General features: G+C 40.9%; 23 protein-coding genes. 13 read left to right on the top strand and 10 right to left on the bottom strand.

Annotated features, from left to right (window positions below; translation table 11 throughout):
- Positions 1-228: 228 nt before the first annotated feature.
- Entirely contained in the window at positions 229-735 is a 507-nt protein-coding gene (locus AC1DYB_RS15825) for a GbsR/MarR family transcriptional regulator (protein ID WP_477436337.1), read from the top strand.
- A gap of 73 nt (positions 736-808) precedes the next feature.
- Positions 809-1180 (top strand): hypothetical protein, encoded by a 372-nt coding sequence (locus tag AC1DYB_RS15820; RefSeq protein ID WP_295717303.1) that lies wholly within the window; start codon positions 809-811, stop codon positions 1178-1180.
- A 72-nt stretch (positions 1181-1252) separates the two neighbouring features.
- Here the strand turns inward: AC1DYB_RS15820 and AC1DYB_RS15815 are convergent, their stop codons facing one another.
- Entirely contained in the window at positions 1253-1624 is a 372-nt protein-coding gene (locus AC1DYB_RS15815; protein WP_477436335.1) for a response regulator, read from the bottom strand.
- 1032 nt (positions 1625-2656) lie between these two features.
- Complete coding sequence (locus AC1DYB_RS15810) at positions 2657-3016, bottom strand: response regulator transcription factor (RefSeq protein WP_477399139.1); 360 nt, start codon at positions 3014-3016, stop codon at positions 2657-2659.
- A 391-nt stretch (positions 3017-3407) separates the two neighbouring features.
- Here AC1DYB_RS15810 and AC1DYB_RS15805 point away from each other — a divergent pair, with 391 nt between their 5' ends.
- The 5 genes from AC1DYB_RS15805 (at position 3408) to AC1DYB_RS15785 (ending at position 8952) form a co-directional block, all read left to right on the top strand.
- A complete protein-coding gene (locus AC1DYB_RS15805; RefSeq protein ID WP_295717300.1) occupies positions 3408-4724 on the top strand; it encodes a gluconate:H+ symporter in 1317 nt (438 codons plus the stop codon).
- A gap of 8 nt (positions 4725-4732) precedes the next feature.
- On the top strand, positions 4733-5545 hold the full coding sequence (locus tag AC1DYB_RS15800) for an alpha/beta fold hydrolase (RefSeq protein WP_477436333.1): 813 nt from the start codon (positions 4733-4735) through the stop codon (positions 5543-5545).
- A 293-nt stretch (positions 5546-5838) separates the two neighbouring features.
- Positions 5839-6189 (top strand): hypothetical protein, encoded by a 351-nt coding sequence (locus AC1DYB_RS15795; protein ID WP_295717298.1) that lies wholly within the window; start codon positions 5839-5841, stop codon positions 6187-6189.
- A 205-nt stretch (positions 6190-6394) separates the two neighbouring features.
- Complete coding sequence (locus tag AC1DYB_RS15790) at positions 6395-7618, top strand: BamA/TamA family outer membrane protein (RefSeq protein WP_477436331.1); 1224 nt, start codon at positions 6395-6397, stop codon at positions 7616-7618.
- Between the two features lie 107 nt (positions 7619-7725).
- Positions 7726-8952: a multidrug effflux MFS transporter gene (locus tag AC1DYB_RS15785; protein WP_477436329.1), complete on the top strand. Its 1227-nt coding sequence runs from the start codon at positions 7726-7728 to the stop codon at positions 8950-8952.
- A gap of 30 nt (positions 8953-8982) precedes the next feature.
- Here AC1DYB_RS15785 and AC1DYB_RS15780 read toward each other — a convergent pair whose 3' ends face one another.
- The 6 genes from AC1DYB_RS15780 to AC1DYB_RS15755 all read right to left on the bottom strand — a co-directional run bounded on the left by AC1DYB_RS15780 (position 8983) and on the right by AC1DYB_RS15755 (position 12286).
- A complete protein-coding gene (locus tag AC1DYB_RS15780) occupies positions 8983-9645 on the bottom strand; it encodes a dioxygenase family protein (protein WP_477436327.1) in 663 nt (220 codons plus the stop codon).
- A gap of 81 nt (positions 9646-9726) precedes the next feature.
- On the bottom strand, positions 9727-10410 hold the full coding sequence (locus AC1DYB_RS15775; protein ID WP_477399152.1) for a ClpP family protease: 684 nt from the start codon (positions 10408-10410) through the stop codon (positions 9727-9729).
- A gap of 30 nt (positions 10411-10440) precedes the next feature.
- On the bottom strand, positions 10441-10713 hold the full coding sequence (locus tag AC1DYB_RS15770) for a hypothetical protein (protein WP_477436325.1): 273 nt from the start codon (positions 10711-10713) through the stop codon (positions 10441-10443).
- Positions 10694-11239 (bottom strand): RNA polymerase sigma factor, encoded by a 546-nt coding sequence (locus AC1DYB_RS15765; RefSeq protein WP_477436323.1) that lies wholly within the window; start codon positions 11237-11239, stop codon positions 10694-10696. Before AC1DYB_RS15765 ends, AC1DYB_RS15770 begins: the two co-directional genes overlap by 20 nt.
- 426 nt (positions 11240-11665) lie before the next feature.
- A complete protein-coding gene (locus tag AC1DYB_RS15760) occupies positions 11666-12073 on the bottom strand; it encodes a hypothetical protein (protein ID WP_477394256.1) in 408 nt (135 codons plus the stop codon).
- A gap of 54 nt (positions 12074-12127) precedes the next feature.
- Positions 12128-12286, bottom strand: a complete 159-nt coding sequence (locus AC1DYB_RS15755) for a hypothetical protein (protein ID WP_477436321.1) — start codon at positions 12284-12286, stop codon at positions 12128-12130.
- A 617-nt stretch (positions 12287-12903) separates the two neighbouring features.
- Here AC1DYB_RS15755 and AC1DYB_RS15750 point away from each other — a divergent pair.
- The 4 genes from AC1DYB_RS15750 to AC1DYB_RS15735 all read left to right on the top strand — a co-directional run bounded on the left by AC1DYB_RS15750 (position 12904) and on the right by AC1DYB_RS15735 (position 17113).
- The gene (locus AC1DYB_RS15750; protein WP_477436319.1) at positions 12904-14811 is read left to right on the top strand and encodes an SPFH domain-containing protein; all 1908 of its coding nucleotides are present in this window, start codon (positions 12904-12906) and stop codon (positions 14809-14811) included.
- Positions 14812-15053: 242 nt separating this feature from the next.
- Positions 15054-15764: a hypothetical protein gene (locus AC1DYB_RS15745; RefSeq protein ID WP_477436317.1), complete on the top strand. Its 711-nt coding sequence runs from the start codon at positions 15054-15056 to the stop codon at positions 15762-15764.
- A gap of 196 nt (positions 15765-15960) precedes the next feature.
- Entirely contained in the window at positions 15961-16467 is a 507-nt protein-coding gene (locus AC1DYB_RS15740; protein WP_477394262.1) for a helix-turn-helix transcriptional regulator, read from the top strand.
- A 55-nt stretch (positions 16468-16522) separates the two neighbouring features.
- Positions 16523-17113: a nucleotidyl transferase AbiEii/AbiGii toxin family protein gene (locus tag AC1DYB_RS15735; protein WP_477436315.1), complete on the top strand. Its 591-nt coding sequence runs from the start codon at positions 16523-16525 to the stop codon at positions 17111-17113.
- A 97-nt stretch (positions 17114-17210) separates the two neighbouring features.
- Here the strand turns inward: AC1DYB_RS15735 and AC1DYB_RS15730 are convergent, their stop codons facing one another.
- Both AC1DYB_RS15730 and AC1DYB_RS15725 read right to left on the bottom strand, forming a co-directional pair.
- Positions 17211-17693: an N-acetyltransferase family protein gene (locus AC1DYB_RS15730; protein WP_477436313.1), complete on the bottom strand. Its 483-nt coding sequence runs from the start codon at positions 17691-17693 to the stop codon at positions 17211-17213.
- A 186-nt stretch (positions 17694-17879) separates the two neighbouring features.
- Entirely contained in the window at positions 17880-18146 is a 267-nt protein-coding gene (locus tag AC1DYB_RS15725) for a DUF4342 domain-containing protein (protein ID WP_295717275.1), read from the bottom strand.
- A 461-nt stretch (positions 18147-18607) separates the two neighbouring features.
- Here AC1DYB_RS15725 and AC1DYB_RS15720 point away from each other — a divergent pair, with 461 nt between their 5' ends.
- Both AC1DYB_RS15720 and AC1DYB_RS15715 read left to right on the top strand, forming a co-directional pair.
- Positions 18608-19024: a LytTR family transcriptional regulator DNA-binding domain-containing protein gene (locus AC1DYB_RS15720; RefSeq protein ID WP_477436311.1), complete on the top strand. Its 417-nt coding sequence runs from the start codon at positions 18608-18610 to the stop codon at positions 19022-19024.
- A gap of 353 nt (positions 19025-19377) precedes the next feature.
- Complete coding sequence (locus AC1DYB_RS15715) at positions 19378-20589, top strand: epoxide hydrolase family protein (RefSeq protein WP_477436309.1); 1212 nt, start codon at positions 19378-19380, stop codon at positions 20587-20589.
- Positions 20590-20624 lie beyond the last annotated feature (35 nt).

The following is a 20624-nucleotide window of genomic DNA, read 5'->3' as shown; positions in this document are numbered from 1 at the left end:
ATGTGCAGATGATAGATTAACTGTCAGCGCCTGGATTTGCATAGATTACGTTAACTTTATTAAGTCGTAGATGCCCATTCTGGAATCTGCAAATCAAAATCCAAAAATCTGATCAATCTGTTTAATCAGAGTTCAGACAATATCATCTGCACATCTATCATCTGAAATCTGCACATCTGATTTCTTTCATTTATTTTTGAAAGTTTAAAAACTTCGTTATATTTGTACATGGAATTGGCAGAAGGAAAGCTTAAGTTTATTGAGGCCTGGGGTAAGTTGGGATCGGAGTGGGGGATAAACCGTACTATGGCCCAGGTGCATGCTTTGCTGCTGGTTTCGCCGGAGGCTTTAACTACCGAGGAAGTAATGGCCGAATTGAGTATATCCCGTGGTAATGCCAACATGACTCTGCGCGACCTGATTGACTGGGGCCTGGTTGAAAAACAACATAAAACAGGTGAGCGCAAGGAGTTTTTTTACGCTGAAAAAGACACCTGGGCAATTGCACGCCGGGTAGCCGAAGAGCGTAAAAAACGCGAGCTTGATCCCGTTTTAAAAATACTGTCGCAATTATCAGAGGTTAAAGGGGATGAAAAAGATCCGGCCTATAAAACTTTTAAAACATCTGTTGCGGATATCAATAAACTGGCCAAAAACGTGAACAAAACCCTGGAGACCATGCTGAAAGCCGAAGAGAGCTGGTTTTTTGGATCGATATTTAAAATGTTCAAGTAACATTTTTTTTAATCTTATATTTCAATTTTTCCTGAAAATTCAATAATTTATATATAATAAAAATCACACAATCATGAACTACTTTATTTTAACTTATCTTGTTTACCTGTTGGTAAGCATTGCATTAACAGTATGGGTTGCCAGGGTATTATTTAAAAACGGGCGCATTTTCCTGGTAGATATTTTTCACGGAAATAATGAACTGGCCGATTCTGTAAACAAACTATTAGTAGTTGGTTTCTATCTTATCAATATAGGCTATATGAGTTTGGCCCTGAAAGAAACTGGCGGCATACCCAATACCCAGGTTGTGGTTGAGGTATTGAGCTATAAATTAGGCTGGATCATCCTGATATTAGGAGCTATGCATTTCTTAAACCTGGTAGTGTTTTTTAAATTGCGTAACCGCGCCAAAAGGGATAAAGCTTTTGATGTTAATATTTAAATATAGGTTGTATAAAACAAAAAAGCAGGCTGCAAATTGCACCTGCTTTTTTGTTTTATATAATGAATTTATTTAAGCTGCTAAATCCAACTGTCTTTTTACACTGCGCAGTAAAACATCAATATCAAAGGGCTTGGCTATAAAATCATCGGGACATCCTTCTTGATTTAATGAACCGGTGGAAACATAGTGGCTTGCAGAAACCAGGATAACAGGGATATCATGCGTTTCTTTACCGGCCTTGAGGTGTTTGCATAGGTCGCGCCCATCTAAACCGCCAAGCATAATATCCAGCAGTATCAAATCTGGCTGATGTTCTCTTATCGTGTTAAACAGGTTGTACCCGTTTGATAGTGTTTCCACCTCGTAGCCAGAATCTTCAAGTATATATTTTAAAACCTCTAATATATCATTGTCGTCGTCCACCGCTAATATCCTTCTCATGGTAATATTTATTATGTATTCTATTAAATGGTGTGCTTATTAGTTAATAAAACGCATCATGATAATAGAAGCAAATGTTATACCAAGTTTATGCAGTGGTACTTAAAATGAGAATAATAAGGTAATTACACACGTTTTTTTGTTGGAATAGTGTAATAACTTTTTAATAATTTCAAATATTTCCTTAAAAAAGGTCAACAATAAAAAAAATACTACACTAAGGTGGTGGAAATTGCTGCAAAGCTGCAGTTTAACTGATTATTCGTTATGCCCGGTAAACACATAGCTTGATTTTTTACAACTGGCACAAAAGTATTTTCTGATAGGTAAAAAAAATAAAATATTTTTGGCAAACCAGCTCCTGTGCATTTGAAAATGATATTGCTTTCCGCATTTTCCGCAATAATATACTTTTCTCGACATTGTTTTATAGTGCCTGCCCTTTATAAAAATAGGCGGGGCTACCAAATTACGATATCCCAATTATAACGGATGTAAAAGTTATAAAAAAAATACGAATACGTTAGTATAGTGTTTCTTTAATTTAATTATTTAATAATTAATTAAACAAATACATATCGTTTACGCTGGCATCTATAGCAAATGTATCTTTTTGTAGGAAGAAAGAATAACAGGTGTTTTACAAAGAAACCTCTCGGAACCCTATTGTCGAGTTCTATTTTGCATTTGGGACATATAGGGAGCTTTTTGTGCCCCGCGCTGACGCTTTCATGAGAATTTATCGGTACAACCATAATACAATCAGGGGTTTATTGTATTTACTAATCTGTTTAAAAATCTGTTAAACAAAGATATTAAAATTGCTAATATCTTAACTATCAGTATAAATTATTATGTGATTTTGATTATTGGCTAATAAAATTGAGATATTCTTAATAAGGGAGGCTTTTATATCGCTTTTTTTAATATTTATCGATTTTCCCTGGAAAAGATAGGTAATTTGATAAACCTGGATGTAGTTTTATACCCCACAGTTATAGGCTGGAAACTGAGCTGAAGATGCTTTAAATATTATTTAATCAGGCTATTAACCTTTTCAACAAGTTCAATAAGATCAAAGGGTTTATTAATGATGCCATCACAGCCATAATTTAGCAGCTGATCTGTATTACTTACGTAAGCAGAAAAAATAATAACAGGAATATTGGCAAACTTAGGATGAAGCTTAATACTTTTACAAATTTCGCCCCCATTTGTGCCGGCAACGCGGTAATCTAATATAACCAGATCGGGATTAAACTCTTCAATCAAAGGCAATACTTTATCGCTCTCAGCAGTGCTGATTACTTCAAATTGCTCATACGTGAGGGTTTCATGAACAATTTCTAAAATGTCCTGGTTATCATCTAATACTAAAATACGTTTTGACATAAAAAACAGTGAAAAAGTGTAAAGGCTAAAATGTAGTTAAGTACGCTGATAAATTATTTGAATCAGTTAGCGCGATGGCAGGGCTAAAAATTTGTTTAATAGATCAATAAACAAACTTAATCATTTTTTAATTAAGTATTGGTAATTACAATTGGTTTTTAGTAATTTATTTTTTGTTCTAATTAATAAATTATTAAATAAAGATTTTTTTTGCTCTGCGGTTTTGCTTTTTATACTTAATCGGGATAGGCAGGAATGGTTTCTTGATCTATTTTGTATTGTAAAAGGTTTGCGCATATAAATCCTAAACTCAAATATTGTTATTACTTTAGGCCGCTAACATTTGCTTTTTAGTAAAGTCCCCGTCCTAAACGTATAACAGTTTGATATAATGGCACTATTAATTATTCTTGTTTGTATAATTCTGCTTGTTTTATTGGTGAGCTGGATTAAATTAAATCCCTTTATCGCATTTCTGATTGTTTCCATAGCTGCCGGCTTAATGTTGGGGATTCCTGTAAACAAGGTTACTGCATCGGTACAAAAAGGGATGGGCGATATTATGGGTCAGTTGCTCATCATTATTTGCCTGGGCGCCATGCTGGGTAAACTGGTTGCGGTGAGCGGCGCTGCCCAAAAAATTGCCGAAGTATTAGTTAAAGCTGTTGGCCAAAAATACATTCAATGGGCACTGGTTACTGCCGGTTTTATTATAGGCATACCCTTGTTTTATGGCATCGGCTTTGTGCTGATGGTACCACTCATATTTTCGGTAGTGTACAAATATAAGCTCCCGGCGGTATATATTGGCTTGCCTATGCTGGCTTCCTTATCAGTTACTCATGGTTTTTTGCCGCCGCATCCATCACCATCGGCACTGGTGGTGCTGTTTCATGCAAATATGGCCACTACCTTTATTTATGGCTTAATGATTGCCATCCCGGCAATTATACTTGCGGGACCGGTGTTTGCTCAATTCCTAAAAAAAATACCATCAGAACCGCTTGCTACATTCAGAGCAGAAGAATTGCCCGCAGATAAATTACCGGGTGGCTTCAATAGCTTTTTTACTGCCTTGCTGCCGGTTATGCTATTGATGCTAACCGCTTTTTTTCCGTACCTGGGTTTCAAAAACAAGGAATTATTAAAGGTTGTGGCCTTCCTGGGTGATCCATCTATTGTAATGCTAATAGCGCTTTTGGTAGCTACTTACACTTTGGGCATAAAACAAGGGAAAAAAATGAGCCAGTTGGCCGTTAATTATACGGATGCTATAAAAGATATTTCCCTAATCATGCTCATTATTGCCGGCTCGGGTGCTTTTAAGGAGGTGTTAACTGCCAGTGGCGTGAGCAACCAGATAGCCACCCAGTTACAGGCCTTTAACCTGCCTCCGCTGATATTGGGCTGGGTTATTGCCGCCATAATTCGTGTTAGTTTAGGTTCGGCTACCGTTGCTGGATTAACGGCCGCGGGCATTGTAGCTTCGGTAGTGCTTCAAAACCATGTGAACCCTAATTTAATGGTGCTTTCTATTGGCGCGGGGAGCCTGGCGTTCTCACATGTTAACGATTCTGGATTTTGGCTGTATAAGGAATATTTTAACCTGAGTATAAAAGATACCATTAAATCATGGTCGGTGATGGAAACATTGGTTTCGGTTATCGGTTTAGTGGGTGTATTGATCATTAACCAGTTTGTAAAGTAATCATCTCCATGAAAAAGCTATTTAAAGCAGGAACCATATTAGTGTTGATGGTGCTGGTGTATCATGTTGGCTTTGCACAGGAAGGTACTGCCGGGAGTTATTATTCCTCGTTTGACGGCACTAAAATCTACTACGAAGTTAAGGGGGAGGGCTTTCCCGTTTTGCTGATCCATGGGTTTTCGGGTACAGGGCAGGGCTGGAAGAACGGTCCGCTTTTTAATGATCTGTTAAATGCCGGCTATAAAGTGATCATACTGGATCAGCGTGGCAATGGCCGATCAGACAAGCCACATACCGACGCCGGGTACGCTCATGATGCCGAAGCTAAAGATATTATGGGCCTGGTAAGTAGTTTAGGTATCAAAAAATATAATGTAGTGGGTTATTCGCGTGGCTCAATCATTGCATCGCGTATATTGGTTTTAGATAAAAGGGTGCAAAAACTGGTAATGGGCGGCATGGGCGATGCATACACCAACCCCGATTGGCCAAGGCGTGTGCATGCGTATAAGGCACTCATGGGCGATACTACTTTTCACGATGTGGATGGCATGATCAAATACATTCATAGCAACCCCTTGTTTGATGTTACCGCGCTTACCCTGCAACAAAAATACCAGCCATCAACCAGTAAGGCCGAACTGGCTAAAGTGAAAATACCGGTACAAATAATTTGCGGAACAGAGGACAAAGACGGTGGATCTGAAGAAGGGCTTCAGCAAGCCATACCGGGGGCAAAATTAACTTACATTTCCGGCGATCATAATATTGCAGGCAAAAGTGTACAGTTTTCTGATACAGTATTGGCTTTTCTGAAGTAAAAATGCATTTGCAGCAGCGGCAGGGATTTTTGCAGCTACGAATAGCCGGGATGCTGTTAGCAGAGCGTGGTTTTTTTGATTGGAGTTGAATTGTTTATGTTCAATCGTCTGTTTATTAGTTTTTTACTTAAAAATAAAAGCTAAGCGGGCTATAGCAAACTCTTGCGATTAAATTCAAATATACCGTAACCTGGCGCCCCAAACGGCTCAGCGATCATCACAAACTACATTTCGGCTTGTTATTTGCATAGGTATCAATTGTATATTTTGTCACACTTATCAGATACATTGTTATGAAAAAGTTAATCATATTCGCTTGCTTGTGTTTTGCGTTCCTGCTCACGTTCGCATCAAACATACAAGCGCAAACTACCAGGAAAAAAGGAATCAGCGATCAGGGTAAAGGAGCCATTATAGGCGGCGCCGGCGGTGCCGTTGCAGGGGGCTTAATAGGGCATAACGTTGGCGGCGCATTACTTGGCGGTGCGGTTGGTGCCGGCGGTGGTTACATTGTCGGTAATGAAATTCGCCGTTCCAGAGAGAAAAAGGAACGTGCGCGCCGTATTGCATGGCGTAGGGCGCATCCAAGGCATCACCGTCCTTACAGTAAAACCACTACTGTAACCACTGTTAAATATCAATAAGGTTAAAAAAAGTTAAAATAACTTAATAAGCCTGCGGTTATTTCAATCGCGGGCTTTTTCTTGCTATCTTAAGGCTCCACCGCATAAATGGGGGCTTAAGGAATAAGTTTCATTAAATGCTTAACAATCAAATTATTCGTTAAAGTATTGAGTAAATTATTAAAAAACACCAAACAGCATATTTAAGTATTCCGTTTAATATATAATGGGTAAAGCGTTTATAGTATTATTATTTTGTTCAATTCCCTACGTTGTGATGGCACAAAACGCCATTCCCATTGCCGATACCCTTAAAAGCAAAACGGATACTATTGCACAAAGAGACCTGATAGATATTTTCAGATCGGTGTTTAATATTAAGCCCAGAAAGGTATCAACCGTTGAGAAAAAGAAGTTCTATTTTTCTATTTTACCCATATCCGCATCAGACGGGCGAAGCGGCGGGAGGGCTTTATTCACCTCAACCACAGCCGGTTTTTATCTTGGCGACCCGGCAACAACCAACCTATCCAGTTTTGTATTTACGCCTTATTTTAATTTAAAAGGCCGCTATGGTTTGCCTATCAGATCAAACATTTGGCTTAATAATAACCAATGGAACATAACAGGCGATACCCGTTTGCTGGTTTACCCTCAGTACACCTGGGGCCTTGGTGGGAATGCGCCCGAAGATCATAAGTTTTTGGTTAACTACAACTACGTACGTTTTTACCAAACAGTGCTAAAAAAAATAAAGCCATATTTTTACGCAGGTGTAGGTTATAACCTGGATTACTATGTAGATATTGAAAATCAGGGTGACAATACACTGAGTAATTTTAGTAATTATAAATATGGCACGGCCACAAACCAGGATGCTTTCTCATCAGGGGCTACGCTGAATTTATTGTACGATACCCGTAAAAACTCCATTGATCCATTACCCGGAGCTTACGCTAATATATCGTACAGGTTTAATACCAGGTTGCTGGGCAGCCATACCAACTGGCAGTCATTATATATTGATGTTCGTAAGTACGTTTCGCTAACCAATTCGGGACCTAAAAATGTGCTGGCATTCTGGTCATACTATTGGACATCGCTTACACCCGGAACGCCCTACCTCAACCTGCCCAGCCTGGGTTGGGAGCCTTACCAGCGATCGGGCCGGGGATTTAAACAGAACCGCTACCGGGGGCAGCGCCTTGCCTATTTTGAAACCGAATACCGCCGCGATATTACCCGTAACGGCTTGTTAGGCTTTGTTTTGTTTGCAAACGTAAACTCCGTTACCGAGCCCGATAATATGAAATTTACCTTTTGGCACCCGGCCGCAGGCTCGGGGTTGCGGTTTAAATTCAACAAAAAAGCAGGCACAAATATCAGTCTCGATTATGGAGTAAGCCGCAACTATTCGTCCATAAACCTCAACTTGGGCGAAACTTTTTAAGTCCGGGTTCATGGGCAATAGTCCATTGTTAGTGGTATCTTTGGCCCGTAATTTTAATACCCTTAAAACCCGTTGACCACGGTCAATCGACCATCAACTAATAGCATATGACCAAAAAACGATACTTTTTTTTAATCCTCATATTAGGTTCACTCACCGCTTTAGGGCCTTTTTCAATAGATATGTACCTGCCTGGTTTTAAGGCGATAGCAAAGTATTTGCATACCAGTACCGATCAGGTGGCACTGTCACTTTCCAGCTTTTTTATAGGCATATCTGCCGGGCAGTTATTATATGGCCCCTTGCTGGATAGGTACGGGCGCAAAAAGCCTTTATATTTTGGTTTATGTCTGTACATCGTAACATCTATAGGCTGTTTCTTTTCCACCTCGCTGGAGATGCTGATCATTATGCGTTTTTTCCAGGCGGTGGGCAGTTGCGCGGCAGGGGTGGCTTCCATGACCATGGTACGTGATCTGTTCCCGGTAAAAGATAATGCCAAGGTATTTGCCTTGCTTATTTTGGTGCTTGGCGCTTCGCCCATGGTTGCGCCAACTGTGGGCAGCTATATAACAGCGGCATTTGAGTGGCAGGTGATATTTTTAATCCTCACCATTATAGCCGTGTTAATATTGCTGGCCGTTATATTCTTTTTACCGGAAAGCTATCAGCCCGATCCCTCATTTTCCCTAAAACCCAAACCCATCATCACCAACTTTTGGGAAGTAATGAAAAATCCACAGTTTTTTACCTACGCCATAAGCGGTGCCTTTGCTTTTGCAGGTTTGTTTGCCTATGTTGCCTCATCGCCAATTGTATTTATAGAAGTATTTAAAGTGAGCCAGAAATCCTTTGGCTGGATCTTCGCGGGGCTTTCGGTTGGGTTTATAGGCTCCAGCCAGGTGAACAGCATGTTGGTGAGGAGATACAGCAGCGAACAACTGGTAAATGCATTTTTGATTTGTATGGTTGTTATTTCGGTAGTGTTTTTAATAGGTTCCTTTAATGGCTGGTTTGGCATGGGAGGCGCAATTGTTATGATATTTGGAGTTTTATGCTGTGTAGGTATTTGCAGCCCCAATACATCGGCACTATCGCTTGCTCCATTTACTAAAAATGCAGGCTCCGCTTCGGCGCTTTTAGGGGCGTTTCAAATGGCGGTAGGTTCATTGGCATCTGTTGGCGTTACGCTGATAAAAAGCCAAACCACTTTGCCAATGGCAGGGGTAATGGCCGCATCATCAATAGTGGCTTTGCTGATATTGGTTATTGGCAGGAGGTTTATTAAGAACAAGGTGGAAGCAGTGGCGGGTGCGGCTGTAGTTAGTCACTGATGAAAAACATGAAAAATGTTGTTTACATCATTAAGCCACGCTTACTTTATAATATCCCGTTAATTCTCCTTTTTTATTAGCGGTTATATTCATGATAAGGGTATCGTGTCTTTTAGTGTCCTTATCAACCCTTAATTCGTAATCTTCGGTAATTGTTGTGGGGTTGGGCCCTTTAGGGTATAGTGGTTGTTTATGGATCGTATTTTCGACTTTTTTATCAAAAAACAGGTTAGTAGTAAGCACAGTTTCACCATTGATGTGAACTTTGGCGTGCAGATGTGTTAAGCGGTTGGTATACCAACCAGGGAATATGGATGTAAACTCGCATTTACCCTTGTCATCCGTTATCTGGTAACCTCTTAGCCAGGTTTCATTTAATGTGTTTTCTGCTTTAAAATCCGAGTAATGACCTTCACTATCGCACTGCCAGATATCTACAATAGCGCCTTTAACGGGTTTGCAATGCTTATCCTCAACCATGAAAATATATTTTACAGGCGTACCTGTTTTATGCTCCACAATATTTGCACGATTTAATTTTTCATTTTTATAGTAAGGGCCTTCCGGTACCGGTGGGGTGATTGGATCATCGCAATCTGTTAAAAGATCTTTTACAGGAGTGTTTTTTGTTGAAGAAAAAAGACCTGCAAAAAAAGGGATACCTAATAATGAGATAAATTGGCTACGGTTCATTTCGGTAGGTTTAATTGAAAAATCGGTGTATTAAAGTTAAATATAAAAGCACCGATTTTTCAAACCCCGTCAAAGTTTTATTTACATGAGCACCTCATCAATAATCCCAAATCCCTTAGCCTCGTCGGCTATCATCCAGTAATCACGGTCTGATACTTCGTAAACCTTTTCGTAAGGCTGGCCGCTATGTTTGGCAATGATCTCGTATAGTTCCTGCTTTATTTTGAGTACCTGGCGGGATGCAATCTCGATATCAGATGCCATACCCTGCGCGCCGCCAGATGGCTGATGCAGCATCACCCTGGAATGGCGTAAGGCCGCACGCTTGCCTGCTGCGCCTCCGCATAACAGCACCGCGCCCATGGATAGGGCCATCCCGGTGCAAATGGTTGCCACATCGGGGCTGATGAAATGCATGGTATCATAAATACCCAAACCCGCATATACCGAACCGCCCGGTGAATTGATATACATCTGAATATCTTTTTTAGCATCGGTGGATTGCAGAAAAAGCAGCTGTGCCTGTATAATGTTGGCCACATTATCGTCAACCGCCTGGCCCATGAAAATGATGCGATCCATCATCAGGCGCGAGAATACATCCATCTGGGCTACGCGCATTTCGCGCTCTTCGGTAATGTAGGGCGTCATGGCCGTAGGCAAGGCACTTTTTTCGACCCCTGAGATATAACTATCTACCTGCGAACCGGCAATAGCATGGTGCATGACCGCATATTTGCGGAATTCCTGTTTATCGATATTCATGAAAATGTTGGTTTTGTGGTAAGCTTTGCCTTACCTGTTTAAAAATATGCGGGCTATTTTTTGTTTGAAACTGAGGTTTTCTGGTTGGGTGAATAATTGCTGATGTATTGCTTCTATTTCTTGTTTTAGCTGCCTGCGGCCATACTGCTGCACCAAAGTATAAACCTGTTTTTGGGCCGATACATTAGCCTGCAGATCGGTATCCAGTAATAGCCTGGCATCAAACAATAATGCATCTCCGGGGTGCTGTTTGTTGAGCAGGTGGGCTTCTGTTTGTGCTGTGTTATTTAAGGAAGTCCTCATACGTTAATGCTTTTTGTTTAACCGTTTCCCTCACTTTTTCGATGCATTTGTATTTCTGCACCGTTGCCGAGCGCACACCCGAAAAGCCGAATGTTGCTGCCACCTCCGTCATCGGTAATTTATCGTAATAAAAGGAGCGGAGTAATTCCATACAGCGCTTACCGCCGGTTTCTAAAAAACGAAGCAACTTATGTTCATCCGGTATGGGTGCAATTTCAGCAGTGGCGTTGGCTACCTGGGCTTCATTCAGGGGCGATGTTTGACTGCCTTCCCTATAGCGTTTGAGCCACAGGTATCTCGCCGTGCCGTAAATATAGGCACCATCGCTGTTGTTTATGGCTAAGCCGGTAGAAGCTGTTTTTTCGTAATAACTGAGCAAGGCATCCTGGAAAACATCCTTAGCCTCATCAAATGACCCGCCGCAGCGGGATACATACTTTGCCACAGCCGGGAAAACTTTTTGATATAAGGCTATAAAAAGCTCCTGCCTTTTTGCCGCCTGTTCCTGTAATTTAACCGCATCCATTGTTTACTGTTTATTACTATGTGCAAGTTAAGGAAGATATATCACCTTTTTTTGAAGATTTTTGGAGGGTGGATTTTTGAAGATTTTTGGAGCAAGGATTTTCGGACGAAGGAGCAAGGATTAACTTCGTTGAGTGGTTACGCAGTTTTTGGACGAGGAGGGAGGAAGGGGTTAGATCAGGATTCAAAGCGCGGTTGCAGATGGAATGTCGACGAAACCCCTCCCTGCCATTGCGCGCATTTCAACCGCACCCCTCCCATTGGGGAGGGAATTAAAAAACTTCAGGAAATCTATTCTATTCCAGCAGTTTGTGTCCTCACAAACTGCTGCTACCACGTTAATTGTGCAAGCTGTTTGTGAGGACACAAACAGCGGGAGGCATAACTTCATTTACTTTAACTACACGAACCCCGCAACACGAACCTCCTAAAACTTACTCGCCCGTAACGCAGTTACTTTGGAGCCATCTGCTCCTATCGTTTCAAAAACAATTTTGCTTTCTGTTAGCTCCGATACGGTAAAAACATAACTGCGTGTTTTACCGTCGGGTAGCACTTCTGTTATGTTCATATTGCTGCCATTAAGGGTAAAACTGCCGTGCGCCAGGAATTTACCACCCCATACAATCAGGAATTTCATTTCGGGGGTAAATTGAATATAAGGGACAACCTCATCCAGATCGGCCTTTTTCATTGTATCCGGCGGACTGGCATTGGGATGCTCAACCTTTACGTATTTCCATTTGCCGGTAAGGGTTGTAACACTAACCGATGGCTTGCATGATGTTAGCAGGAACAGTACAACGGCTAATAGTAAAAAGCTATGTTTAATCATGACAGGTAATATTTTAGCCAAGCTATGCAATTGCCTTTAAAATTAAAAACAAAACTATTTGCCTTTTGCGCGTTTTCTCATCTGTTCTTCGGCTTTTTTTAGCTCGTCTTTTTCACTCATCGGGAAATCGGTTTTAAGCTCTTTGCTGGCGGGTTTGCTGCTTTCTGTTGGTTTTGAGTCGCCTGTTTTATTTTTTGATGCTGATATGGACATGACGATTATTTTTTTTGATGTTATATAAAGGTGTTATTATACTAACTTATTGGGATTGCAAATTGTTTTTTTAGTATCAGGCGGGTGGTTAAGGTATTGAGGATGAGTAATATTGTTAAGTTGGGAATGGTTGCTTGCGAGGATACCATAGGTGTTAGGAAGAAATAAAAAGACAGGGGCAATGTGCGATTCCTTCCTCGGGGAAGGGGAGGTAGGGGTTAAGTCAGGCGTTCAAGTACGATTGCAGTATGTATATCGGCGAAACCCCTCCCTGCCATTGCGCGCATTTCAGCCGAACCCCTCCGTTGGGAGAGAATTAAAAAAAACTTTTGAATACCGGTGGCGAGGATGCAAGTATCGGTGTTAAAATCCTGTCTATCAATTAATCTCGCAAATTCAGGTTCAGGCGGAATGAGCGGGCAAAAATAAATTAACGGCAAATCATCACCGGTCAAAAAATAATTTTTAAAATTGTTGTAACAACCTATAACCGTAACTGTCTAAATGACACTAAATAGCCAAGGACTCCCTTCCAAAAGGTATGCTATTAAGTATTGTGAGGACCCGCACCTTAAGGGTTCCGTTAAAAAAATCAAATATTTAAATCTTTTAAAAAAATGGACAAATCAATTGTGATGTTATTTTATGCTGTGCCTGTAATTTTGGTGCTTGTAATGTACAAGTTTGTTTTACGGGTGTTTTTTGGTATGGTGATAGTACCCGATGACCGTATTGGCCTGGTGGTTAAAAAGTTTACCCTTTCGGGAAAAATGCGCTTGCCCGATGGACGTATCATTGCTACTAACGGCGAGGCCGGTATGCAGGCTAAAGCACTTGCGCCGGGTTTATACTGGGGTATGTGGCCGTGGCAGTATGGGATTACCATGGAGTCGTTTACAATTATTGAACAAAATAAGCTTGGGCTGGTAAAGGCAAAGGATGGTGCACCGTTTGATACCGGCCGTGTGCTGGGTAAACCGGTAAACTGCGATAAGTTCCAGGATGCGATAGCGTTTTTGGATAACAATGGTCAAAAAGGTCCGCAGGCTGCCTTCCTTACGCCAGGTAGTTACCGTATCAATACCTTTTTATTTGAGATTATGATGGTGCCTATTACCCAGATCCAGGAAAACAAGGTGGGTATTATTACCACCCTTGATGGTGAACCTTTGGCAAAAGGCGAAATTGCCGGCTACTCTGTTGAAGGTCATAAAAACTACCAGGACCCTATTGCATTTATTAATGCTGGCGGCCGTAAGGGTTTGCAGGAGGATGTAATTTTGGCGGGTACTTATTACCTTAACCCATGGTTTGTATTGGTGGAACAGGTGGATATGATCTACATCCCGATTGGTTATGTGGGTGTGGTTAACTCCTTTGTTGGGCCAGAAGGTAAGGATACCAGCGGCGATGCCTTTAAGCATGGTAACATTGTTAAACGGAACCAAAAAGGTGTTTGGGACGAGCCACTTGATCCCGGTAAGCACCCGGTTAACATTTATACCCACGCGGTTGAAATTGTGCCTACTACCAACATAGTATTAAACTGGGCCGATAGCCGTACCGAAGCGCATGAACTGGATAAAAACCTGTGTACCATTACGGTAAGATCAAGCGATGGTTTTACATTCAATCTGGATGTGTCACAGATCATACACGTGCCACGTAACGAGGCCCCAAAAGTAATAGCCCGTTTTGGTAAAATGAAAAACCTGGTATCGCAGGTATTGGAACCAACTATTGCCAACTATTTCCGTAACTCGGCACAAAAAAGTGATGTGATTGGCTTTTTGGCCAACCGTATAGATAGGCAAAATGATGCTAAGGAACACATCAGCACAGTATTGTCCTCTTACAACGTGGTAGGCGTGGATACATTGATAGGTGACATAGTGCCACCTGCAGCTTTAATGAAAACCTTAACCGATCGTAAAATAGCTGAACAGGAAAAAGTTACTTATGAGATACAACGCCATGCGCAAATTGAGCGTAAGGAATTTGAAAGTGCCAGAGCTGGCGCCGATATGCAGCCAGAGGTTGTAAAATCAACCCGCCAGGTAGAGATCAATACTCAAATGGCCGCTTCAAGGGTTGCCGCATCACGTGGTGAGGCAGAAGCCAAAACTATTAACGCTAAGGCTGATGCCGAAGTGAGAATCACGATAGCTAAAGCTGATGCCGAAGCCAAAACCGTAAACGCCAAGGCCGATGCCAACGCGACAGAGGTAAATGGTTTGGCCGAAGGTGCCAAAATAAAAGCCATAGGTATGGCCGAAGCCGAAGTAACCAAACAAAAAACCGAAGCCATGGGTACCGAGCAATATGCCATTGTACGTGTAGCCGAGGCCCTTGCCAGCAATGGAATTAAGTTAGTTCCCGAAATACTGGTAAGCGGTAAAGACGGTGGCGGCAACGGTATGATAGATGCCCTGATAGGCAGCGAAATGCTGAAAAAGTTACAGCGCGTTAATGAAGGTGGCGGCGTGAGTGGAGGAATAGTGAGCGGTGAGACTAAAGGTGAATAATGAATGATAAATAACTACTATCTTATTGCTTTGCAATAATGGTTTTTATAAAGGGTGCATCTTCGGGTGCACCTTTTTTTTATACTTTGCTTATATCGTAAAGGTCAAGGATGAATGTGCAACCGTCAGGCACTCAATGTTAAAGAGTTTTCATTGATGTTTTATATGATTGCAAAGCTGTTAATTTTAGTTAAATGCTGTTTTGTATAATTGTAGTTTAAATTTTATGTTTATTTTTATATATGCTTAAAAGGGTGTTTTTGTTACTTACGGGCTGCATAATTTCGGCAGTTGCATTGGGGCAAAGTTTGCATAGCGGTGTTGTATATGAGAATAAAACACGCGTGGTGTTGCAAAATATAAGGGTTGAAAATCTGGGCAGCAATAAGGTTGTTATTACTGATAAAACCGGTGCATTTAGTATAGGCGGCAAAGCCGGCGAACTGCTGGTATTTAGTGGTGCTTTTTATAAGCCGGATACTGTGCTGCTCACCGGCAATAAACCGCTTGAAATATTCCTGACGCCTCAGCATAATATGCTTAACGAGGTAAAAGTAACTGCCACAGAAGCCATACACGCTGGTTCATTCGCCGCGCCCGAATTTCATAACCAAACAATGGTGTATCATCGCGATAAGAATGGTGATTATGATGGCGGCGTCATTTTAAGGTTAAAGTATTTTAAAAAGGACGAGCGGAAACGCAAGCAACAGCAGGATTTTTTAATAAACCAGGACCAACAGGATCAAATAGTCAAGGTTTTTAATGCCGATAATATAGCCAAGTACCTGCCTTTAAAAGGTAAGGATATGGACGACTTTTTAGTTCTTTATACCCCATCGGCTAAAACTTATTTCAGTGCCGATTTTAACCTTGTGGTTTATCTGGATACCAGTTATAAAGCTTTTTTGAAGATCCCAGCTGATCAAAGGAATACGCAATTGGATCAATAATTTCTGCAAGGGGGAACTTTTAACAAAAATTATTCTTAGAAAGGCCTTCACCCAACCTTGGTTGAACGGTTCACTATAACATTCCACAACCCTACAATTAAGAATCTATTAATAACAAGTTGAGAGGATAATAGTTCGTTTATAACCATATTTGTATAATTGTAATTTTATAAACAAATTTGTTTATATTAGTCATATGGAAACTGTAATCGAAAAATATAAGGGCATTCATCCAGGAGTTATTCTGGAACGTGAGCTTAAAAAAAGAAACCTCAAAAAAGGCCCTTTTGCACTTTCATTACATGAATATCCTCAAACGTTAAACAGCATTACTAAAGGACAACGCGGACTGACGCCTGCACTATCTTTAAAAATTGACAAAGCTTTAGGATTGGAAGAGGGAACAATGCTTCTGCTTCAGACTTATTACGAAATAAAAAAGGAACAGCAGAAAGCTAATTTAGGGGAACGTCCTGATCTTTCTGTTATTCGAAAAACGCTGTTCTGGGATACAGATATCACTAAGATTGATTGGGAAAAGCAGTATAAAGCAGTTATTCAACGTGTGTTTGAACGGGGAAATGATGATGAAAAAAAAGAAATGCTGAGGTTCTACGGTAAAGATAAAATTAAGGCTATTACTGGCAGTACCAGAATTGCAAATAATACACTGCCCGTAATGGGACACGTAAAAGCAAAATAACATGCTCTATTGGAATACTGTAAATGCCCTTTTAAAACACTGTTTAATGACATTAATGGAGGCTGAAGAACTTAAAGACTTCAGACTTGTTGGCGGCACGGCGTTGAGCTTGTATTTGGGACACCGAATGTCTGTGGATATAGATCTTTTTACTGATGCAAATTATGGCTCTACTGATTTTGACGCTATTGAAAGATTTCTCAACAAAAGCTTCGGGCATGTAGATGGTGAGTTTGGAGGTAATCCGGGCATGGGAAAATCTTACCTTATTGGAACTGATCCGGATAACGTTATCAAACTGGATTTATACTATTCCATGGATCCTTTTTTTCAAGATGTGTTTCTGCGAGATGGTGTGCGCATGGCAACTATGGAAGAGATTGTTGCCATGAAAATAGATGTAGTACAAAGGGGCGGCAGGAAAAAAGACTTTTGGGATTTGCATGAATTACTAAGTCAATACAGCGTCGCGACCATGATCATTCTCCACAAGCGACGTTTTGAATGGACACATGATGAACGCCTGATTATAAATAATTTCTCGGATTTTGCTGATGCCAATGATGATTTGGATCCCATTTGCTTAAAAGGTAAGGAATGGGTATTTATTAAGGAAGATATTGAAGCGGCAGTTGCTGGTAGATAAGGTATTGTACTAAACACAAGTCAGCCACTACTCTATCCACCACACAAGACTTGCGCTAATGGGGGGCCGATATGCAGTTTTGAAGCATGAAGGTGTATTACAGCGGCCTGTACATGATATAGGTATCTACAAGCCCCAATTGCAGGTGCCTGAAACCATTAGGGGTAGTGCCGATAATAGTAAAGCCATTTTTTTGCCAAAGCTTTACCGCATCATAATTGGTTGAAACCACAATGTTAAACTGCATAGCCTGGTACCCTTGTTCTTTAGCTATTTGCATAGAGTGCCGGCAAAGCAGGCTTCCTATACCTTTGCCCCTGGCATCAGGATGTACCATATAACCGCAATTGGCTATGTGATTGCCCAGTCCCACCTGGTTGGGCTTTATGATATAAGTGCCTAATATTTTATGGTCCTCTTCGGCAACAAAGGTTTGGATGGGGCTTGCAAACCAATGTTTTTGTAAATCAGCTTTTGGAGTTTCAGGATCAAACGCGTACGTATCTCCTGTTTGTATAACTTTTGAGAATATTTCCCAAACTGAATCATAATCTTGTTGAGTGGCCGGTCTTATTTCCATAAACTATAGAGGAGTGCTGATGCAATTGTAAAAATGCACCATATTGTTGAATTTTACCAGCGGGATTTACGCGGCAGGTGTTCGCCAGTGATGGGAAAAGTATCAATAAAATGCATACAACAGCAATATTTGTTTTTAAACTCCAACTGCCGTTGCATGCATTTAACTTATTGCATTTGCAGTAATTTACAATTCGTCCTTCTGTTCTGCTTCCGGCTCTTCCCGTTCAACGGTAATGGTACATTCGCCAATCAGCGCGGCTACTGCTCCTACGGCTGCCAATACTGGTGCCAGGAAAATGCCTACTATACCTACGGCCAAAGGAAATGTCATCAATTCTTTACCGGAATGATCTGTTATGGTTATTTTCCTGATGTTGCCTTCGGCAATTAGTTCTTTTACTTTTTTAAGCAGGATATCCCCGTTTAGGGAGAATGATTCTTTTGAGGTCATGACAGGTTGTTTTATGGGGTTAATGTTTAATAATAAATTCAGTAAAACTTGCAGGTTATATTGATAACCTTTTGACGCTAAGTTGTTGAATTTGTTACCAATAAAATTTCGCCTCAAATAATAATAGGCCAATGGCTTACCGTACAGGCAATCATTAACGAATAAAGCAGGTTTTCTCCATTAATTATTCATGAAGTTAAGTTACTATGAACTAATAAAAAGTGGTATGATAGTACACTGTTTGTAAACTCCGGCCACTACCTTGCTGCAATTACGTTTTTAATCATTTTAATCTTTTTTGGAGTTTACTGTTTTACTATTTTTGAATAGAATTTCAGAGAACATGGACATTTGGTTTTTGGCCCCAAGGTAGATAGCGGTAGCCGAGTTTATTCTTTAACTGATTAAAGATGTAATAAACTTGGGCAGGCGGATGGTTAAGAAAAATAAAACCTAATAAGATGGAAACGCAAGTCATGAAAGTCACCCAACAAAATGGCGGATCTTATTCTGATGATGTGTTAGAAAAACGCGGGGGTAAAACAAGCTTCCTTGTTTTTAGGCAAAATAAATATAGCACAGTGCCCGTTGATCATATTGCTTTTTTTTATGTCACGTGCGAATCATCAGCACTTGTGTGCTTCGATCAGCAGGAATATGCTGTAAATTATTCATTGGACCGGATTCAGAAACTTTTGGCAAACAGTCAGTTTTTTAGGTTAAACAGGCAATACCTGATAAGCTTTCAGTTAATAAAGGATGTTGAGCATTATTTTGCAAGGAAACTATTGGTTAATCCCATTATACCTGTCTCCGATAAATTGGTGGTTCCAAAAGAAAAGGTAAGTATTTTTTTGCACTGGCTCGATAACCGGTAGTCTTTACAAAAAACAGGCAATTTTCAGGTCACCTTTAAAAAAGAAGTACGATCTTCTTTGAATTATTCCCCTCATTCCCTGGAGGCTATTAATACGTAAATTTCGTTTCTGGAAATTATAATCATCGCAAAAGTTAAAAAATTTTCGAGTTTAAAAATGTCCACCTCAGGAGGTATTTAGTCCACTTAACCTATTTGGTGCTGGATGCCGGTTGATGATATAAATATCTTTGCCAAAAAATAATGACACTTTAAAATTTACTACAAAACCGTTTAGCATACGCCATCAATTTGCTAATTGAATACAGTTGACATGGAGGATAGATGTAAGAAAGAAATTTTAAAATCTATACAATGGAAACCAGCACAGCAACTTTAGAGGAAGTGGGATCAGGCGAGTTGATCCGTCCTTTCCGGTTCAACTTTCCGCAAGCCGACCTTGATGATCTGCATCGCCGTATTTTAGCCACAAGATGGTCTGAAAAAGAAACGGTGGATGATTTTTCGCAGGGTACGCCACTGGCCACATTGCTGGCACTTGCCGGCTATTGGGCTTCAAACTATGACTGGCGTAAAATAGAAGCAAAAATAAATGCCCTTCCGCAATTTGTAACCAGTATTGATGGATTGGATATTCATTTCATACATGTACGTTCAAAAAATCCAAATGCCCTTCCAATTATTATAACTCATGGCTGGCCCGCCTCTATAACTCACAAGATGAAAATCATCGGTCCGCTAACCGATCCTGAAGCGTTTGGGGGAATGGCGGAGGAAGCCTTTGATGTCGTTTTTCCATCGATGCCTGGCTATGGATTTTCTGGCAAGCCAACAAGTACAGGTTGGGGACCGGAGCGTATAGCGAAAGCCTGGGTTGTGCTGATGAAACGACTTGGCTACAACAAGTTTGTGGCACAGGGCGGAGATTGGGGGGCACTTATCACAGAACAGATGGCTGTACAGGCAGCGCCCGAATTGATTGGGATTCATACAAACATGCCCGGCGCGGTTCCGGCAGAACTTAACGAGGCCGCATTTACAGGTGTGCCGACTCCTTCATGGTTATCCGGAGAGGAAAAACAGGCCTATGAGCAATTGGTATTTGTATACCAACATGTATACTATGCCGCCTACATGGCATCGCGCCCGCAGGCACTGGCCGCGTTAGCAGATTCGCCGGTTGGTATGGCGGCATTTTTAATCGACTTTGACGCCCGCGGTTTAGATCTTATCTCACGAGCCTTTGCCGGGCAAAATGAATGCCTTACACGAGACGAGATCCTTGATAACATCACCCTTTTCTGGTTAACAAATACTGCTGTTTCAGCAGCGCGTCTTTACCGGGAAAATAAGCTGGCCTATTTTAGCCCAAAGGGTATCACTATCCCTGTTGCCGTGAGTGTTTTTCCTGATGAGCTTTTTGTGGCGCCACACAGTTGGGTAGAAAAGGCATATCCAAATCTCATTCATTATAATAAACTTGACAAAGGAGGGCATTTTCCTGCATGGGAGCAACCAACACTGTTTGTTAATGAAATGCGTGCGGCTTTTAGTTCGCTCCGTTAATCTGTTGGGAAATGGTTTAAATACCATAAGACTGT

This window comes from Mucilaginibacter sp. P2_A4 (assembly GCF_056405015.1).
Note: the sequence above shows the minus strand (reverse complement) of the source record. Positions and strands in the feature narration are given on the sequence as shown.

Coding starts and splice junctions, on each gene's coding strand:
- AC1DYB_RS15825 (WP_477436337.1), top strand. CDS start 229: ATGGAATTGGCAGAAGGAAAGCTTAAGTTTATTGAGGCCTGGGGTAAG.
- AC1DYB_RS15820 (WP_295717303.1), top strand. CDS start 809: ATGAACTACTTTATTTTAACTTATCTTGTTTACCTGTTGGTAAGCATT.
- AC1DYB_RS15815 (WP_477436335.1), bottom strand. CDS start 1,624: ATGAGAAGGATATTAGCGGTGGACGACGACAATGATATATTAGAGGTT.
- AC1DYB_RS15810 (WP_477399139.1), bottom strand. CDS start 3,016: ATGTCAAAACGTATTTTAGTATTAGATGATAACCAGGACATTTTAGAA.
- AC1DYB_RS15805 (WP_295717300.1), top strand. CDS start 3,408: ATGGCACTATTAATTATTCTTGTTTGTATAATTCTGCTTGTTTTATTG.
- AC1DYB_RS15800 (WP_477436333.1), top strand. CDS start 4,733: ATGAAAAAGCTATTTAAAGCAGGAACCATATTAGTGTTGATGGTGCTG.
- AC1DYB_RS15795 (WP_295717298.1), top strand. CDS start 5,839: ATGAAAAAGTTAATCATATTCGCTTGCTTGTGTTTTGCGTTCCTGCTC.
- AC1DYB_RS15790 (WP_477436331.1), top strand. CDS start 6,395: ATGGGTAAAGCGTTTATAGTATTATTATTTTGTTCAATTCCCTACGTT.
- AC1DYB_RS15785 (WP_477436329.1), top strand. CDS start 7,726: ATGACCAAAAAACGATACTTTTTTTTAATCCTCATATTAGGTTCACTC.
- AC1DYB_RS15780 (WP_477436327.1), bottom strand. CDS start 9,645: ATGAACCGTAGCCAATTTATCTCATTATTAGGTATCCCTTTTTTTGCA.
- AC1DYB_RS15775 (WP_477399152.1), bottom strand. CDS start 10,410: ATGAATATCGATAAACAGGAATTCCGCAAATATGCGGTCATGCACCAT.
- AC1DYB_RS15770 (WP_477436325.1), bottom strand. CDS start 10,713: ATGAGGACTTCCTTAAATAACACAGCACAAACAGAAGCCCACCTGCTC.
- AC1DYB_RS15765 (WP_477436323.1), bottom strand. CDS start 11,239: ATGGATGCGGTTAAATTACAGGAACAGGCGGCAAAAAGGCAGGAGCTT.
- AC1DYB_RS15760 (WP_477394256.1), bottom strand. CDS start 12,073: ATGATTAAACATAGCTTTTTACTATTAGCCGTTGTACTGTTCCTGCTA.
- AC1DYB_RS15755 (WP_477436321.1), bottom strand. CDS start 12,286: ATGTCCATATCAGCATCAAAAAATAAAACAGGCGACTCAAAACCAACA.
- AC1DYB_RS15750 (WP_477436319.1), top strand. CDS start 12,904: ATGGACAAATCAATTGTGATGTTATTTTATGCTGTGCCTGTAATTTTG.
- AC1DYB_RS15745 (WP_477436317.1), top strand. CDS start 15,054: ATGCTTAAAAGGGTGTTTTTGTTACTTACGGGCTGCATAATTTCGGCA.
- AC1DYB_RS15740 (WP_477394262.1), top strand. CDS start 15,961: ATGGAAACTGTAATCGAAAAATATAAGGGCATTCATCCAGGAGTTATT.
- AC1DYB_RS15735 (WP_477436315.1), top strand. CDS start 16,523: ATGGAGGCTGAAGAACTTAAAGACTTCAGACTTGTTGGCGGCACGGCG.
- AC1DYB_RS15730 (WP_477436313.1), bottom strand. CDS start 17,693: ATGGAAATAAGACCGGCCACTCAACAAGATTATGATTCAGTTTGGGAA.
- AC1DYB_RS15725 (WP_295717275.1), bottom strand. CDS start 18,146: ATGACCTCAAAAGAATCATTCTCCCTAAACGGGGATATCCTGCTTAAA.
- AC1DYB_RS15720 (WP_477436311.1), top strand. CDS start 18,608: ATGGAAACGCAAGTCATGAAAGTCACCCAACAAAATGGCGGATCTTAT.
- AC1DYB_RS15715 (WP_477436309.1), top strand. CDS start 19,378: ATGGAAACCAGCACAGCAACTTTAGAGGAAGTGGGATCAGGCGAGTTG.